Raw genomic sequence first — 17,204 nt, 5'->3', positions numbered from 1 at the left:
CAGGCGAACTAACTGTTTTTGCTCCATAATAGAAAATGTATATTAGTATCTCATTATCCGCACTTATATTATCTACATGCCTGAAATCCTACATCCCAAACGCTTAATGCTGCTTGTAAGCAGCATTATTGTTATTGCCAACTACATTCTTTACGGCAACACCACTACGGATATCCATTTACATGATACATACTTTGTACTCAGCGGGGGCTTTATAACAGCATGCCTGGTGTTCTTATTGGGGCTGGAAACATTGCTCTATTTCCTCTCTTCCAATTATCGCCAGTTTATCACATTACAATACCTGCATATCGCCAGCATTTTCATTTTTTGGATAACATACATCGTTTTCCCTTTTGGGGCCACCCCCACTCCTCCTTCCTCACCTAGCTATTATAATCTGAGTGCTTACGAAAGCTATATGATAATGCCCCATCTTCCATTTATAATTGCCTTGCTGCTTTTTGTTTCCGGTCAATTTCTATTCGTCTTTAATCTTTTAGCAGGATTTATAAGAGGAAAAAAAACATCCCTATAAATTACCCCATTATTTTAACAGGATCATTACAAATAGTATATTTAGTATACCTAAAGCTGCCAACATCTATGAGTGATCCAAAGATCTACTTCACCTTACTGGTATACTTGAAAAAAGGACAGCGGGACATGTTTCATTCCTACGAAAATAAAGTACTCCCCTTGCTTCCTGCCTATAACGGCACTTTGGAATTTCGGATCCAGACCGACAAGAAGGAAGATGATACAGAAGTACCGGATGAAGTGCATGTCATCTCCTTCACCAACATGAAAGATTTTGAAGACTACCGCAATGATGGGGAACGCAAAAGACACCAGGAAATGTTCCATCAATCGGTAGAAAAAGCCATGCTGATACCAGGCAGAGATATTAAAAACAAGTAAGGCATCTCAAGGTGCTTTAAAATACCTCATCGATAAGTATAGGCTTTCTATATTGTTATGGTATCTACATCTTGCAATAAAGCACAGACCTTCACCCTTAAGAACCTGGCAATCCTAAACAAAGTAGCTACATTAGGTTGGCTATCATTGGTACACCACCTGGAAACTGTTTCCGGCTTAATATTTAAATGGATTGCTAAATCCTTATTGGTTACCTTTTTTTCAGCAAGCACAACCTTTATTCTGTTATACTCTACTTTTTCCATACGCTTTTGAGCTAATAAGCGAATATAATTAACTGATTATTAGTCATTATAGTTAAAATATAGTCATAATAATGATAATTAAAGATATAATATTGATTATTTAATTTGTAATAATGATAATAATTGTTATCTTTATTTGAAATAGAATTATTTTAATTAATCACATTGATATGAAAAAAATGTTCCTAAATACATCTTAGGAATGTAGCTTTGCGAACACTTAAAATAATTTAAGCGCGTTTGCTTTATACTCGGCGACTGAAAACTACGACCTTTCACATGACTCCGGGAAATAAGGTAAATCGCTCACATCACAGGTGTGGGCGTTCTTATTTGGAGTCAGGGGTGTCGTAGCCCTTCAGCGCCAGTAAGAATAGCCTGCACCTTGTTTTATTATAGTTAACCCACAGGCCTCCACTAATTAATTGTTTCATTTTCCGCCCAAAGAATTTTAAAGCTGATAGCACAAGGCCATAGGAGTTGTTGTGTCTGAAATATTCTAACCACTAGGAGTACAAGATGAAATCCTGTGTTTGTTGCACTTGTATTGCTTTTTCTCTAAATCTACTGCTTTATGAAAGATGTGAAAATTTCTTATCCGGAGTGGCATAATAAACCCTTCCGCTTAACAATTGACCAGTTGAGAAATCCTCAGCAGGTTTTAGAAGCTTTCTGTTGCGAATATCCACTTGCTGAAGTCCGGTCAGCCTTATGGGAATGGTTTACGGCAGCATTGAGTGATGAACATGCCAATATGCAATCTATCGTAGCACTATATGAAAACATAGATAGACTAATAGAAGTAATACATATCCTGAATTCTAAAAACCAGTAACATGAAGAACCACACCGTTTATTTTATTTTTTATCGGCAAGGGAATCATAAACTGCCCTTAAACCAAACATTGAAAATTGAATTTCAAACTTGGGAATCTTGTGGCAGTTTTATTGGCAGTGGTTATATAGAAAAAGAAGGTGGCAGTATTTTAGCTATCGCCGGGCATAAAAAGCCACAGTTAATCCCTGCTATGAAAAAGGAGCTTCAAAAAGGAATCCCCAATGTGGATGGAGCAATGGCAGTTGAGTTGCTGTATTTGCCCCAAGGGGTGCAATTGCGCTCGGCGGTTAATAATTGAGGCTGTTTGAGGGAATTATTGTTTGATAACCCGTAATGTGAGAAGGGGACGCTTTTGCGTCCCTTTTACCTTATGTACAAATTCATTTGCCCAACATCGTTATGGTCAATTTCTCCTCGTTTCAGATCTATTAATGAAATAACATACTTTTTACTTGCCTTTTCAGCTCTCTGACACTCCATTTTTCTTTTTTTGCTTGTTTTACATAAAAGTTGATCTCCAGATCGTTATCGGCTTTTAATATTTCAACATAATGGCTCCAACTCAATTGTCCAGACAGTGTCTGAGCAATTGGGAATTTTGCGTAAAGCATGCGTATCTGGAATAAATTTGACCTGCTAAATCCCTTTCCATATGCTTGAGTTAAGTCTTTAGAAAGCCGGTAACCAACTCGATTTGTACCACCGGTATCCCTAAAAAATGACAATTCTCCTCCCCGCATGACAATTCACTTAAACAGCAGCCAAAACTCTCTCCCAGGGGGATTGTAAACTGCCACCAGGACTAAGATAGCAAGAGGTAAACCTATACCAGGACTAACCTCCCTACAGCAAAATCAGGGTTAACCCTATGCTGGGCCTACGTTTACTTAGGGATATCCCGTAGATATCCCGTATATGTCCCGTATATATCCCGTAGATATCCCGACAATATAGCTGGTCGGGATATCTACGGGATATCTCTGGAATATATATTGGTTATTCTTGGGTAATTAACAAGTAGGCGATAGCGCTTACCGGGATCAAAGCAGGGTATTCCATGGGCTTAAAGTGGTGCAAACAAGCGCATTATCATAATAAAAATTATATATATTAATTTTAATAATTAAAGTTTATGTATATATTAGTGTTTTGAAAAACCGATATACCTATGATGGACTACTCTTTTTTAACCACTGAAGAGAACTTTTTGCTGCAGGAAGCCCTGCGAAAGAACAAAGCCCAGTTAATTAAATTTATAATGATCGGAGTAGGCCTGTTAGTACTGGCAGCGGTGATTCCGCAGGTGTTCCTGTACTCCCGTCATTCTTCCGGAGATGCGGATCAATCCCAGTTTTCCTACACCAATGTCTGGTTCTGGCTGTGGTTGTTATCCTTTGTGGTAGCCCTGGTATTTGCCCTGATCAAGGTAACTGATATCCGTTACTGGGCATTAAAGCGGGATCTGGTAGCCCTTCAGAAAGGGGTGATCCATGTGCCGCTGGAAGCAGTATATCTGGAAAACAGTGATACGCAAACCAACTTCATGGTATTGCTGGAGAATAAGCGGAAACGGTTGTTTTACTGGATGCGGGGACCTTTGGATGGCTTTAAGGCAGGGGATCAGGTAGAGATCATTTTTGCCAGATATTCCCGCGTTATTATCAGCATTACCAAAAAATAAACCTGTTATCGCTGCAATAAATCGCTAAAAGTGCGTGTTTTCCTGAGGGGTGGCACGCCTTTTATTTTTTGGGAACCGTGTAATTTTTAGCGCTTCTTTTAGTATCTTAAGGGAGGTATTTTTAATTCCGTGGGAAGGACTCATACAACATTTAAACAGGTAAAACAGCATAATTGGTAATCGTTAGCCCTTTCATCAGCCAGCAAAACCAAAATGTTAATTTTATTTAAAAATGTCCTTTTGTATGATGGAATGAGCATAGAATATATATATTTGGAGTTATCAATAAATTGATTACACCCTGTCCATGCGAATGTTTTTAACCTGTAGCAGCATCAGTCCGCGCCAACCAGGTAAAGAACTTTTCCCGTCCTAAAAATGTTTCCACATATTTTTATAGCCATGTGAATATCATGCAGGATTTCACATAGCAATATTACAGCAAGCCGGGATTACGCATAGGAACAGGAACAGGATAGTATCAATAATATCAAAATAAACGCAATGGCAATTAATTTACAAAAAGGACAAAAGATTGATATCGGTCTTAGCAAAATCAGTGTGGGCCTGGGCTGGACACCCAACGAAGGTACCGGGTACGACTTTGACCTCGATGCATCTGCTTTTATGATTGATAGTAACCGGCAGATCCCTGGAGAAGGTTATTTCATTTTCTATGGCAATACAGATTCGCCGGACAGTGCATTACATCATACAGGTGACGATCCTACAGGTGGTAACAGTGCGGGCGGTGATGACGAAACCATACAGGTGAATTTAACCAATGTGCATGCAGACATAAAAGAGATCCTCTTTGTAGTAACCATCCACGATGCGGTGGCACGCAAACAAAACTACGGACAGGTAAGGGATTCTTATATCCGTATTGTAGATGACAATACAGGTCAGGAAATTGCAAAATATGAGCTGGGAGAAGATTTTTCCATAGAAACCGGTGTGGAGTTTGGCAGACTATATCTGCGTGATGGCAAATGGAAATTTGAGGCTTCCGGTATTGGCTACCGGGAAGACCTGGCTTATTTCCTGGGCAAATATTACAAAGGACAAATCATTAAATAATCAACAAAAAACAACTATGGCTATCAACCTGGTAAAAGGTCAAACCATTGACCTGCGCAAAAATGACAAAGGAGAAAGTTTTGACCTGTCTACTGTTACCATCGGTTTGGGATGGGACGTACGCAAGAAAGCCGGTGGCGGCTTCTTCGGCAAATTGCTGGGCGGCGGTCAGGAAGAAGAATATGATCTGGATGCGGTAGCATTCCTGTTGGATAATAATGGTAAAGTAGCCAACCTGGGACGTACGGCTCAAATGAGCAACGGCCAGAGTGTGGGGCTGTATGAAGGGGATGTGATCTTCTTCAACAGTATGCGCCACCCTTCCGGTCAGATCTGGCTTACCGGGGATAACCGTACCGGTGCCGGTGATGGGGATGATGAACAGATCATCGTAAAACTGGACACCCTGGATGCCAAATACGAAAAAATACTTTTCCTCGTAGCTATCTACCAGGGCAGACAACGCAAACAACATTTCGGAAATATCGAAAATGCATTTATCAGAGCGGTAGACAACAAAGGCAAGGAAATTGCCAAATTCAACCTGTCTGGCAATGATACTTATAACAATATGTGCTCCATGGTATTTGCAGAAGTATACCGTAAAGATGGTACCTGGAAATTCCGTGCTTTAGGTGATCCTAATCAGGCAGATAGCTTTGTGGAGATCCTGAAAAATTATGTATATCAACAATAGCTAACAGCTATTAGCTGTTAGCTTTTAGCCATTAGCTAAATGCAGCGAATGATAGCCGGATTGCTTTCAGCTGGCTTTACAAAAGCTAACTGCTAACAGCTAATAGCTAACAGCTCTTTTTAAATTATTCCAATGAGAAGATTACCCGTTTATTTAGTCCTTGATACGTCTGGCTCCATGAGTGGAGAACCGATTGAAGCGGTAAAAAATGGCGTACAGGTGCTGGTTTCTACCTTGCGCCAGGACCCTTATGCATTGGAAACGGCTTGCATAAGTGTAATTACGTTTAACAGTACTGCCCAGCAGCTGATTCCGCTGACAGACCTCTCTTCGTTTCAAATGCGGGAAATTTCCGCCAGTGGTGGTACCTCCCTGGGAGCTGCGCTGGAGCTTACAGCGCAATGTATTGACAGAGAAGTATTAAAATCCACACCGGAAGTAAAAGGCGACTGGAAAGCATTGGTATTCATCATGACAGATGGTATCCCTACCGATCAATGGCAGTCCGGACTGGCGGCATTTAAACAACGTAAAACCGGTATTACCGTAGCCTGCGCTGCAGGTAACGGCGCAGATACTTCCGTGCTGAAACAGATTACAGATGTGGTGGTAACACTGGATACCGCCGACTCTGCCACTATCAAAGCATTCTTTAAATGGGTGTCTGCATCTATCAGCACCGGTAGCCAGAAAGTGGAAAATACACACAAAGAAGTAGCAGGGCTGAATGAATTACCCCCTCCTCCTCCTGAAGTAAATATTGTGGTTTAATAGTATCATCACAAACAACAAAAAGGTAAACAACAAAAACTAAAACAGCTAAAGGCTAACTGCCAACAGCTAACAGCTTAAGATGACTAAACACATTTCATTCGATCTCTGGATGACCCTTATCAGGTCTGATCCCCGTTTTAAACAGGAACGGGCACTCCTGTTCCGTTCTTTTTTTGGATTAACCGTTCCTGAAGCACAAGTATTGTCTGTGTTCCGGGAAACTGACCTGCTGGTAAACAGGATCAATGAAATTGTAGGTAAAAACATCCTTCCGCACGAAATGTACCTGATTAACCTGAACAAATTAGGTGCTGATCTGGAACACATTACCGTTACTGAGCTGGATGCTTTTTATGCCTTGTCCGAGGAGTTGTTTTTCAAATATGCGCCACAGTTATTATGTGCAGAAACGCCGCTGCTGCTGGAACAATTAAAAGACAACGGGTATACGCTGAACATCCTGAGCAATACCGGATATATTCCCGGCAAAACCTTGCGTAAGCTGTTGCACCGGCTGGAGCTGGAAGACCAGCTTTGCTTTCAGCTGTATTCTGATGAAACAGGTTTTTCCAAGCCAGCACCGGAAATGTTTGCACTGATGATCTCTGCAGCAGGGAAATTACATGATGGTCAATTAAATGCGGCGCAGATTTTGCATATCGGCGACAACAAAGTAGCTGATATCGCAGGCGCCAACAAGGCGGGCATGCAAAGCTGCCTGGTCATTAACTACGAAAACAATTTAAAGCAACTTTTTTATGACACCGGCATTTGCCTTACATAAAATCACCTGTGCACACAGCTTCTCTTTTGATGCTGCCAGCTACAGTCGCTTTAAATTTGGCGATGGAGCAGTGGCCGAAACATTCGGCAAAGACCTGGCAACAGGTTTTATTCAACAATATGGCGCAACATTAAGGGAAAGCAAACAACAACTGGTAGTATTACCCAGTCCGTATGCAGCCATCCCTACCGCCTCCCATGCTATGACAGTAGCATTCAATAAAGTGCTGAACCGTTACCTGGCTTTCCATGGGCTTTCGCCGCTGGAAAATGCCAAAATACACCGCTTTAAAACTTACAGTGTGGATTATGGGGCACTGGATATGAACAGCCGCCTGGCACTTATCATCAACGATAAGTATCATATGGACCGTTCCTTCCTGCTCAATAAAACACTGGTTTTTATAGACGATATTAAAATAACAGGCAGCCATGAAATGATTATCCGCCGCCTGCTGGAGCAGTTTTCCCTGCCCAACACAGCTTATTTCCTGTATTATGCAGCATTAAGCCAAACGGATATTCATCCCAATATTGAAAACACCCTGAACTATTACGAGGTAAAAACGATCCATGACCTGCACGATATCGTGAATCAGGCACATTTCATTTTTAACACCCGTATAGTAAAATATATCCTGCTGGCGCCATTCGCCGACTTTCTGGCTTTTGTATCACAGCAAACCAATACGTTTTTAACACAGCTGGTGGATTTAGCTATCAGCAACGGGTATCATCAGATGCCGGAGTACAAACTGAATTTTGAATATTTATTTAACCTTTTACATAAAAACGAATTATCATGGCAATCAACCTCCAGAAAGGCCAAAGAGCCAATATTGACCTCCCAAAGTTCACCGTCGGTTTAGGATGGGATGCGAACGAATCCAGTACAGGAGAAGGCTTTGACCTTGATGCTTCTGTTTTCATTGTTGGTGAAAATGGTAAGATCCTGGCTGATGAATATTTTGTGTTTTATAACAACCTGAAATCTCCGGATGGTGCCGTAACACATACCGGCGATAACCGTACCGGTGCAGGAGATGGTGATGATGAATCCATTACCATGGATCTTTCTGTTATCAATCCTGCTGCCAAAGAACTTTGTGTGGTAGTAACCATTCATGAAGCGGCTGCCCGTAAACAAAACTTTGGCCAGGTGCGTAACTCTTTCATCCGCATTTATGATGCTGCTACCAACAACGAACTGGTGAAGTATGAACTGGGTGAAGATTTTTCTATTGAAACCGCAGTAGAATTCGGCAGAATCTACAAACGCGAAAACCAATGGAAATTTGAAGCCGTAGGTGTAGGCCAGAAAGGCGGGCTGGAAGATTATCTGAAGAAATACGCTTAAAAAGCTGTTAGCTGTTAGCCTTTAGCTTTTAGCTGCCTGCAGTTTATTGAAGACCATTTGTTCCTAAATATTCGCTGCATTATGCTAAAAGCTAATAGCTAAAGGCTAAAAGCTTAAAGACTATCAACCGCTGCATTCAGCTAAAAGCTAAAGGCTAATAGCTAATAGCTCAAAAAAAATATATGCGAAGACTACCTGTTTATTTACTCCTGGACACCTCCGGTTCCATGCGGGGGGAGCGTATTGAAGCTGTAAAAAACGGCTTGCAGGTACTGGTGTCCAAACTCCGGCAGGATCCTTTTGCGCTGGAGTCTGTTTGGATCAGCATTATTACTTTTGACAGGGAGGTAAAACAATTAATGCCACTTACCAGCCTGGAATTACTGCAGCTACCCGAAATTATTCCCCCTGAATCCGGCCCTACCAATATGGGGGCAGCCTTAATGATGCTGTGCGACAAGCTGGATGCAGAAGTGAATAAAGGTGATGAAGCCCAAAAGGGCGACTGGCGCCCGCTGCTGTTTCTGATGACAGATGGACGGCCTTCCGATCTGGCTGCCTTCCGGGAAGTAATTCCTACAATAAAAAGTAAGAACCTGGCCAGTATCGTAGCTTGTGCTGCCGGAGCGGAAGCTCAGGACAGCTACCTGAAAGAACTGACAGATACCGTAGTACACCTGGATACTGCCGACAGCTCGACCTTAATGTCATTCTTTAAATGGGTGTCTGCCTCTATCGGTACCGGCAATAAAAGCGTGGGTACCACAGAAGATATTCAATTACCACCACCACCTGCAGAAGTGCATGTAGTGATCTGATCATTCCCTGTTACGATATACCGCTATGTTTTATCTTTTGCATATCCTGCTGAACGTGTTGATTGTTGGACTGTTCCTATATTCCAAATTATTGCCTTACAAAGACCGGCTGAATAACCAGTATAAAAATATATTCAACTTTTTCAGCAAGGTGTTTGAACCCATCTTTAATTTACTGAAAGGAATCTTTAAACCTTTTCAGGTGGGCAACGGCTTAGCAGTAGACATGACACAGATCGTGTTATTGATCATTTTGTTAGTACTAAATAATTTCATCCGATGAGAAGACTACCCATCTATTTTCTGATTGATGTTTCCGAATCTATGGTAGGAGAACAGATCCAATATGTAGAAGAAGGACTGGCTACTATTATCAAGGAATTGAAATCAGATCCGTATGCACTGGAAACCGTGTACATCTCCATTATTGTGTTTGCAGGACAACCCAAAACAATTGTTCCCCTTCAGGAAATTATCAGCTTCTATCCACCAAAATTTCCCATTGGTGGTGGTACTTCATTGAGCAATGGCCTCGGCCATCTCATGTACGAGCTGAGAAAAAACACGATTAAAACCACCCCTGATCAGAAAGGCGACTGGAAGCCCATCATCTTCCTGTTTACAGACGGTGTGCCTACCGATGATACCAAAGCTGCCATCCAGGAATGGAAGCAGCAATGGCAGCGCCAGACCAACCTGGTAGCTGTTTCTTTTGGTAGTGATACAGATATGCATGTACTGCGGGAACTGACCGAAAACGTACTGCTGTTTAAAAATACCACCCCGCAATCCTATAAAGAGTTTTTCAGGTGGGTAACCGCCTCTGTCAAATCCAGCAGCGTAAGCGTGGACAACAACGGCTCCGGCTTTGAACTGGCTCACCTCAACGGGGATGTTATTGCCAAAGTAGATCTGGACAAACTGCCTCCGCAGCAAAACTATGTTGATACCAATTACGCGGTTTTTGCGGCACAATGCCAGCGCCTGAAAAAACCTTACCTGATTAAATACGGACGGTATGAGAAACCGTCCAACATCAGCGGAATGGATTTCCAGACCCTCGGTTATCACCTGAAAGGTGCTTACCCCGTGGATAACAGCTATTTTGAACTGAGTGCCTCCCCTGGTGTAAATAACCGGGTCAACAGTGACGAGCTGGAAGGATTTCCGGCATGTCCCTGCTGTGGCAATCAATACGGCTTCACCTTATGCCAGTGTGGTAAAATTCATTGTATCGGCAATGAAAAAACAGCCACCTGCCCCTGGTGCGGCTCTACCGGCGATTATGGATTTGGTGCCGGTAATATGGATATTAACAGAACACAAGGATAATACATTGCATGAGCCTGGTAAAGAAATATGTGGAGAGTTTACTGCTGTTGAACAATATCAATGTTTCATCACATCAACATGCATTTTTTAATACATTCCTGACTGATGCGGCTATCTTAGATGCTTATCAGCAGGTCAAAAAAAATCAAAGTTTCATATTGGAATCCTGGAAAGAAAGATCAATTACGGAAGAGATCAGGCAAAAACATATACCGCTGCCCAATGCTACAGTAGGGAAAATATACAGGTATGTATTTGACCTGGCTAAGCTGGGCCTGCAGGATATTGGCAGCTTTGAGTGGACGATGGATGACGCTCTGGGCATTTCTTTTGATACAGCAACCAACACCTTTACCGGCACTCCCCAACAACAGGGAGAACATCTGCTGACATTACATTACAAATTGAAAGACAGCAGTGAAGACAAGCCTTTCTTTGTAAAGGAATTGCGGCTGATTGTAAATCCGGACCCTAAATCATTATGGCAAAATCTGCCTTCTGATGAGCAGGATGAATACTGGCGCCCGGATAATATCAGCGCCCATACTTCTTTTGGGAATAAAAAGCTGATCATCGGCTCAAAAAGAGGCCGCAGCCATGCCCATGAAGGCCGCTTCCGGGATGATGCCTTTGCATATAGCTATGCTACCACCAGCGGCTGGGGGCTGATTGCAGTGGCGGATGGGGCCGGCTCTGCTAAATACAGCCGGAAAGGCGCTGCAATTGCATGTGATGCGGTACACGAATTTTTTGACATCCTGCTCACCAGTGATAAAATACAGGAGATTGAAACAGCCGTCAATGCCTATACTTCCCAGGCATCCGAGGCGCTGCAGAAGCAATTAAGCAGTCTTTTTATTGACCAGCTGGGTAAGGCAGCCTTCTTTGCGCAATCAAAAATAAAAGAGGAAGCACAACGGAAAGAAGCGGATATAAAAGACTACGCTACTACCCTCATCTTTACCATGACACGGAAATTTGCTGCAGGTTATGTGATCTGCTCCTTCTGGGTGGGTGATGGCGGCATTGGTATTTTTGATAACACCAAACCGGAAGTAGTGGTATTGGGTACGCCTGATAGTGGTGAATTTGCAGGACAAACAAGGTTTCTGACCATGCCGGATATTTTTGCGGACAGCTCTTATGCCAACCGAATCCGTTTTAAGATTGTACCAGACTTTACCGCACTGGTGCTGATGACTGATGGTATTACTGATCCTAAATTCCAGACGGATGCCAACCTCAGCAAAACAGCAATGTGGCAGGAATTATGGGCCGACCTCGGTGGAAAAAATGCGGACAACTGCAAAATAGATTTTGCCGCAGCGCCGGAAACAGCAGCTGCCATGCTGATGAACTGGCTCGATTTCTGGTCGCCAGGTAATCATGATGACCGGACTATTGCTATTTTGTATTAAAGTGAACGGCTAAGATAGTCATAGCACTAATCAACAAAACACAAAAGCTAGCAGCTAGCGGCTGGAAGCTGGTAGCTACAAACAACAAACCACAATGATCAAAACCGTAAAAGCTGCCGGTGGCAAAACATATCAGTTTGTAGATGATGGGAATCCCATGCAGGGAGGAATGAAAGATGTGTATTTTAGCCCGGACAAATCCTATGTAGTAGCTTTTTTTCGTGATAAACAGGATTTCAATTCCAAAGAGCGCTTGAATAATATTGTCACCACTTTCCGGGAGCGGATCTTTAATCAGGCAGGCGGTGAATATTGGAAAGACCTGTTTTGCTGGCCTTATGATATGGTAGAGCACAATGGTCAAACCGGCATCATTGTGCCGGTATATCAAAAGCAGTTCTTCTTCCAGACAGGCTATAATCCTGCCGCCGCACAAATCGCCTCTATAGTAGGAAAAGAAAAAGAAGGCAAATGGTTTGCCGCCTCCCAGTTCAGGAATGCCAATTTCAAACTACACCTGGATAAAAGTGAGCTGGGCGACTGGTACAAATATTTCCTGGTATGTATCAGGATAGCGAGAGCAGTGAGGCGTATGCATGCAGCCGGACTCGCACACTCTGATCTGTCTTACAAAAATGTGCTGATAGATCCCTGTACCGGCAGTGCAGCCATTATTGATATTGACGGGCTGGTAGTGCCGGGCAAATTTCCGCCGGATGTAATCGGTACACCGGACTTTATTGCGCCGGAAGTAATGAGTACCAAAAACCTGGCAAAGGATGATCCTGCCAGAAAACTGCCCAGTATTGCTACTGACAGGCATGCTCTGGCGGTAATGATTTATATGTATCTGTTATACCGCCATCCCTTAAGAGGCGGAAAAATTCATGATACAGATCCACAAAAAGATGAAGAATTAGGGATGGGAGCCAAAGCCTTATTTGTAGAACATCCTACAGATACTTCCAACCGGCCTAAACTAAACCAGGTAAAGCCAACACAGCTGCCATGGGCAGATGTGAATAAAATCCCCTATTCCATTTGCGGCCCTTATTTAAAAGAGCTGTTTAACAAAGCATTTATAGAAGGCTTACACAATCCGGCGATGCGGCCCACAGCCGATGAGTGGGAACATGCACTGATCAAAACAACTGATCTGATGCAGCCCTGTCAGAACCTGAACTGTGGCCAGAAATGGTTTGTATTTGACAATAGTACCAAACCCGTTTGTCCGTTCTGCAATACCCCTTATACAGGGCAATTGCCGGTATTAAATTTCTACTGGTCCAGAAAAGCGGGTAGTTTTGTACCTGAAAATCAACGGCTCATGGTATATCATAATCAGTATCTTTATCCATGGCATGTAAATCGTAATATTACACCTAATGAAAAGCTGACAGCGGAGCAAAAGAAACCAGTAGGCTACTTTGTATTTCATCACGGTAAATGGCAACTTGTAAATCAGACACTTACATCACTCAGGGATGTAACGGAAAACAAGGAAATACCCATTAATTCCATGGTAGAGCTCACAGACGGCAAACAATTGCTGCTGTCTAAAGAAGAAGGCGGCAGGCTGGTCATTATTCAATTAGTCAATAACTAAACACACGCATTTTAACAACAATATATAATGGATACACTCATTAATCACCCCGGTATACTTACCGGTTTCGGAGTTCTGGTAATTGTAATGCTCATGCTCGACCTTGGCGTTTTTAACAAGAAAAGCCATGAAGTGAGTAACAAAGAAGCGGCTATCTGGTCTATTGTCTGGATCTCACTGGCAATGCTCTTCAGTGGTGTAATTTATTACATCATGGGTTTTGAAAAATTCACCCAGTTCCAATCGGCCTACTGGATTGAGAAAGCGTTATCTGTGGATAACCTGTTCGTTTTCATCCTGGTATTCTCCTTCTTTAATGTACCCAAGTTCCTGCATCATAAAGTATTGTTCTGGGGTATTATTGGCGCCCTCTTTTTCCGCGCCATCTTTATCTTCACCGGCGTAGGGCTGATCAATCTTACCTATTTACCGGAAATGAACATTTTTGGTACTGCTGTAAGGATCAACGTTGTACTCAGCCTGTTCGGGTTCTTCCTGATCTATGCCGGTATCAAATCTGCGTTTGCTGGTGAGGATGACGACGATGAAAAAGATTTCAGCAAAAGCCCTGGTGCCAGAGTGATCTATAAAATGTTTAAGGTAAGTAAGGAATTTGATGGTGATAAATTCTTTACCATTGAAAATGGCGTTAAGCTGGCTACTCCCCTGCTGGTGGTAGTGGGTGTAATCGAGTTTACAGACGTACTGTTTGCCGTAGATTCCATCCCTGCTATCTTCGCTATTGCTCCCGACGATCCGTTCATTCTGTACACTTCCAATATCTTTGCGATATTAGGATTGCGTGCTTTGTACTTCCTGCTGGCCAACTTCATCTACATGTTCCGCTTGCTGAAATATGGCCTGGCCATTATTCTTAGCTTCATCGGTATCAAAATGGTGATTGCGCCATTCTTCCATATCTCTTCTCCAGTGTCTTTAGGCATTGTAGGTGGCGTATTGGTGATCTCTATGCTGGCCTCGATTATCATTCCAGCTCCTAAAGAAGAGGAAACCAAAGAAAAAGAAGCGGAAGCGAACGTATAATAAACCGGATGCTTAACATCCTCCTTCCTGTGGGGGAATCTTATAAAAGGGCTGACCATTAATTTTGGTCGGCCCTTCTTTCTATCCGGATATCTTTAAACGATGCGCTCCTTATTTTTGGTTCGTCCGTAAATAATTTCCGTAAAATCCTGCTTAACTTTGAAAGATCAACAATCATATGGGTATGAATAACCCAGGCCTGATAACCCTTTAAAACAACACTATATGAATATTGAACAATTCCGCGACTATTGCCTGTCGCTGGCCGGTGTAACAGAAGAATTTCCCTTCGGAGAACAAACCCTGGTATATAAAGTGATGGGAAAGATATTTGCCCTGACAGATATTGACAACTTTGAGAGTGTCAATCTAAAATGCGATCCAGAAGAAGCAGTGGAATTACGGGAAAGATATGAAGGGGTGACACCTGGGTATCATATGAACAAAAAACACTGGAATACTGTGAGTATGGAAGCCGGTATTGCTAATAAGCTGCTATATGAGTGGATCAGAAAATCGTACGACCTGGTAGTAGCCTCTCTTCCTAAAAAGGTCCGGGAATCACTGCTGTAGCTGCTGCCACCCGTGTAAAACCGTCACCCGGAATCTGAAATATTCAGTAATTTACCGCCCTATCTAAACTTACCACATATGAGAAAGTGGCTGCTATTGGCCTATGCTGTGCTGTTTGCATTTCCAACTATTGCAAAAGCCATCAATCAGGATTCCCTCTGGATGTACCAAAACTACACGAAAAAAGAAGTTTACATTACGATGCGCGATGGCGTAAAGCTCTTCACCTCCATTTATCTGCCCAAGGATAATGCTGTGAAACATCCCATTTTAATGACACGCACCCCTTATTCCTGTGCTCCTTACGGAGCAACTGATTTCCGTCCGTTATACCGCAATCATTATAATCAGTATCTGCGGGAAGGTTATATCATGGTAATACAGGATGTAAGAGGACAATGGATGAGTGAGGGCACCTTTGTGAATGTACGGCCTTTTAACCCTGATAAAAAGGGCAAAAAAGATATTGATGAAGCCAGCGACAGTTATGATACCATTGACTGGCTGGTAAAAAATCTTCCCGGCAACAATGGTAATGTGGGGGTATTTGGTATCTCCTATCCCGGTTTCTATTCTACCATGGCCGCATTAAGTAATCATCCCGCATTAAAAGCGGTAAGTCCGCAGGCCCCCATCAGCGACTGGTTTATCGGAGATGATTTTCACCACAACGGTGCCTTTATGCTGGCAGATGCTTTTTCTTTCTACACCGCATTTGGTTATCCACATCCACGGCCCACACAGGTAAGTCCGCCCGCATTTAAATATTACACCAAAGACAACTACAAATTTTACCTGGAAACAGGCGCCTTAAAAAACTTTTCTGTCCTGATGGGCGACTCCGTTGCTTTCTGGAAGGACTTGTATGCCCATCCTACTTATGATGCCTGGTGGCAGGCACGTAATGTACGTCCTCATCTCAAAAACATCAAACCGGTGATGCTGGAAGTAGGCGGCGTATTTGATGCAGAAGATTGCTTTGGGGCATGGCAAACGTACCAGGCCATCGAAAAACAAAATCCCGGCGCCAATAACCACATTGTAATGGGCCCCTGGTATCATGGACAATGGGCTGCTAATGACGGTACCCATCTGGGTAATGTACGTTTCGGTGACAACACTTCTACCTGGTATGCGGATAATATAGAAGTGCCCTTCTTTAACTACTATCTGAAAGGAAAAGGCGCCGCACCCGACATCGCAGAGGCTACTATTTTCATCACCGGAGCAAACAAGTGGGAAAAATTCCAGCAATGGCCTCCTGCCGGGATGACACCCACGCCCCTATATCTTCAGGCCAACGGAAAGCTGGACTTCACCAAACCCATTACTGCAAACAGCTTTAGCGAATATGTAAGTGATCCGGCCAAACCAGTGCCTTATACGGCAGACGTACATTCCGGCCGTACGATTAACTACATGACGGATGATCAACGCTTTGCCGCCCGCAGGCCGGATGTATTGGTATTTGAAACACCCACGCTGCCACAGGATATTACCCTGGCAGGCCCCGTTGTTGCCGACCTGCAGGTGAGCATCAGCAGTACAGATGCCGACTTCATTGTAAAAGTAATAGATGTATTCCCGGATGATTTTAAGTATGAAGAAGATGCACCAGCCGAACACCGCCGGGTACCCTCCGTTACTTATCCCATGGGAGGATACCAGATGCTGGTACGTGGAGAGATCATGCGGGGTAAATTCCGTAACAGCTTCGAAAAACCGGAAGCATTTGAGCCAGGGCAACCTGCCACTGTAAAGTTTACGCTGCCTGATATAGCACACACTTTTCAAAAGGGACACAAAATAATGATACAGGTACAAAGTTCCTGGTTCCCACTGGCCGACCGTAATCCACAGAAATTTACGGATATATATACTGCTGATGACAAAGATTATCAGAAGGCTACCATCCGGATATTACACGATGCAGGGCATCCGTCCAATATCCTGCTGCCCGTTTTGAACGTAAAGTAAACAGGGTTTACTATCTTATAGCAGAAAAAGAGGCTGATT

General features: G+C 43.0%; 21 protein-coding genes. 19 read left to right on the top strand and 2 right to left on the bottom strand.

From position 1 onward, the window contains the following. The first annotated feature begins 76 nt into the window (after window positions 1-76). Together ABR189_RS26380 and ABR189_RS26375 are read left to right on the top strand one after the other, a co-directional pair. Window positions 77-538 (top strand): hypothetical protein, encoded by a 462-nt coding sequence (locus ABR189_RS26380; RefSeq protein WP_354663491.1) that lies wholly within the window; start codon window positions 77-79, stop codon window positions 536-538. A 68-nt stretch (window positions 539-606) separates the two neighbouring features. After that, complete coding sequence (locus tag ABR189_RS26375) at window positions 607-921, top strand: hypothetical protein (protein WP_354663490.1); 315 nt, start codon at window positions 607-609, stop codon at window positions 919-921. A 47-nt stretch (window positions 922-968) separates the two neighbouring features. Here the strand turns inward: ABR189_RS26375 and ABR189_RS26370 are convergent, their stop codons facing one another. Continuing rightward, on the bottom strand, window positions 969-1,187 hold the full coding sequence (locus ABR189_RS26370) for a helix-turn-helix transcriptional regulator (protein WP_354663489.1): 219 nt from the start codon (window positions 1,185-1,187) through the stop codon (window positions 969-971). Between the two features lie 574 nt (window positions 1,188-1,761). Between ABR189_RS26370 and ABR189_RS26365 the strand changes: the two genes are divergently transcribed. Further along, the gene (locus ABR189_RS26365; RefSeq protein WP_354663488.1) at window positions 1,762-2,022 is read left to right on the top strand and encodes a hypothetical protein; all 261 of its coding nucleotides are present in this window, start codon (window positions 1,762-1,764) and stop codon (window positions 2,020-2,022) included. 1 nt (window position 2,023) lies between these two features. After that, window positions 2,024-2,323: a hypothetical protein gene (locus tag ABR189_RS26360; RefSeq protein ID WP_354663487.1), complete on the top strand. Its 300-nt coding sequence runs from the start codon at window positions 2,024-2,026 to the stop codon at window positions 2,321-2,323. 130 nt (window positions 2,324-2,453) lie between these two features. On the opposite strand, the gene ABR189_RS26355 is transcribed toward ABR189_RS26360, so the two are convergent. Then, window positions 2,454-2,765: a DUF1016 N-terminal domain-containing protein gene (locus ABR189_RS26355; protein WP_354663486.1), complete on the bottom strand. Its 312-nt coding sequence runs from the start codon at window positions 2,763-2,765 to the stop codon at window positions 2,454-2,456. Window positions 2,766-3,193: 428 nt separating this feature from the next. Between ABR189_RS26355 and ABR189_RS26350 the strand changes: the two genes are divergently transcribed. From ABR189_RS26350 to ABR189_RS26285, 15 genes are all read left to right on the top strand, one after another. After that, window positions 3,194-3,706: a hypothetical protein gene (locus ABR189_RS26350; RefSeq protein ID WP_354663485.1), complete on the top strand. Its 513-nt coding sequence runs from the start codon at window positions 3,194-3,196 to the stop codon at window positions 3,704-3,706. Between the two features lie 504 nt (window positions 3,707-4,210). Then, entirely contained in the window at window positions 4,211-4,786 is a 576-nt protein-coding gene (locus ABR189_RS26345) for a TerD family protein (RefSeq protein ID WP_354663484.1), read from the top strand. Window positions 4,787-4,802: 16 nt separating this feature from the next. Then, window positions 4,803-5,483, top strand: a complete 681-nt coding sequence (locus ABR189_RS26340; RefSeq protein WP_354663483.1) for a TerD family protein — start codon at window positions 4,803-4,805, stop codon at window positions 5,481-5,483. Window positions 5,484-5,615: 132 nt separating this feature from the next. Beyond that, window positions 5,616-6,254, top strand: coding sequence for a vWA domain-containing protein (locus ABR189_RS26335; protein WP_354663482.1), 639 nt, complete (start codon window positions 5,616-5,618; stop codon window positions 6,252-6,254). Between the two features lie 82 nt (window positions 6,255-6,336). Beyond that, window positions 6,337-7,041 (top strand): HAD family hydrolase, encoded by a 705-nt coding sequence (locus ABR189_RS26330; protein ID WP_354663481.1) that lies wholly within the window; start codon window positions 6,337-6,339, stop codon window positions 7,039-7,041. Further along, on the top strand, window positions 7,016-7,909 hold the full coding sequence (locus ABR189_RS26325; RefSeq protein WP_354663480.1) for a phosphoribosyltransferase family protein: 894 nt from the start codon (window positions 7,016-7,018) through the stop codon (window positions 7,907-7,909). Before ABR189_RS26330 ends, ABR189_RS26325 begins: the two co-directional genes overlap by 26 nt. Further along, window positions 7,843-8,397 (top strand): TerD family protein, encoded by a 555-nt coding sequence (locus ABR189_RS26320; protein ID WP_435575339.1) that lies wholly within the window; start codon window positions 7,843-7,845, stop codon window positions 8,395-8,397. Before ABR189_RS26325 ends, ABR189_RS26320 begins: the two co-directional genes overlap by 67 nt. Window positions 8,398-8,579: 182 nt before the next feature. After that, entirely contained in the window at window positions 8,580-9,215 is a 636-nt protein-coding gene (locus ABR189_RS26315; protein ID WP_354663479.1) for a vWA domain-containing protein, read from the top strand. Between the two features lie 25 nt (window positions 9,216-9,240). Then, window positions 9,241-9,498 (top strand): hypothetical protein, encoded by a 258-nt coding sequence (locus ABR189_RS30085; protein ID WP_494337653.1) that lies wholly within the window; start codon window positions 9,241-9,243, stop codon window positions 9,496-9,498. Beyond that, complete coding sequence (locus tag ABR189_RS26310) at window positions 9,495-10,547, top strand: TerY-C metal binding domain-containing protein (protein ID WP_354663478.1); 1,053 nt, start codon at window positions 9,495-9,497, stop codon at window positions 10,545-10,547. Before ABR189_RS30085 ends, ABR189_RS26310 begins: the two co-directional genes overlap by 4 nt. A gap of 8 nt (window positions 10,548-10,555) precedes the next feature. Continuing rightward, window positions 10,556-11,965 carry a PP2C family serine/threonine-protein phosphatase gene (locus ABR189_RS26305; protein WP_354663477.1) on the top strand — a complete coding sequence of 470 codons (1,410 nt, stop codon included), beginning with the start codon at window positions 10,556-10,558 and terminating at the stop codon, window positions 11,963-11,965. 94 nt (window positions 11,966-12,059) lie between these two features. Beyond that, a complete protein-coding gene (locus ABR189_RS26300; protein WP_354663476.1) occupies window positions 12,060-13,571 on the top strand; it encodes a helix-hairpin-helix domain-containing protein in 1,512 nt (503 codons plus the stop codon). A gap of 27 nt (window positions 13,572-13,598) precedes the next feature. Further along, on the top strand, window positions 13,599-14,615 hold the full coding sequence (locus tag ABR189_RS26295) for a TerC/Alx family metal homeostasis membrane protein (RefSeq protein WP_354663475.1): 1,017 nt from the start codon (window positions 13,599-13,601) through the stop codon (window positions 14,613-14,615). A gap of 225 nt (window positions 14,616-14,840) precedes the next feature. Next, entirely contained in the window at window positions 14,841-15,188 is a 348-nt protein-coding gene (locus ABR189_RS26290; RefSeq protein WP_354663474.1) for an MmcQ/YjbR family DNA-binding protein, read from the top strand. A 78-nt stretch (window positions 15,189-15,266) separates the two neighbouring features. After that, window positions 15,267-17,165, top strand: a complete 1,899-nt coding sequence (locus tag ABR189_RS26285; RefSeq protein ID WP_354663473.1) for a CocE/NonD family hydrolase — start codon at window positions 15,267-15,269, stop codon at window positions 17,163-17,165. The last annotated feature ends 39 nt before the right edge of the window (window positions 17,166-17,204 follow it).

The sequence above is a fragment of the Chitinophaga sp. H8 genome, from assembly GCF_040567655.1.
Classification (GTDB): domain Bacteria; phylum Bacteroidota; class Bacteroidia; order Chitinophagales; family Chitinophagaceae; genus Chitinophaga; species Chitinophaga defluvii.
The sequence above is the reverse complement of the archived record's forward strand: the minus strand, read 5'-3'. Positions and strand labels throughout refer to the sequence as shown.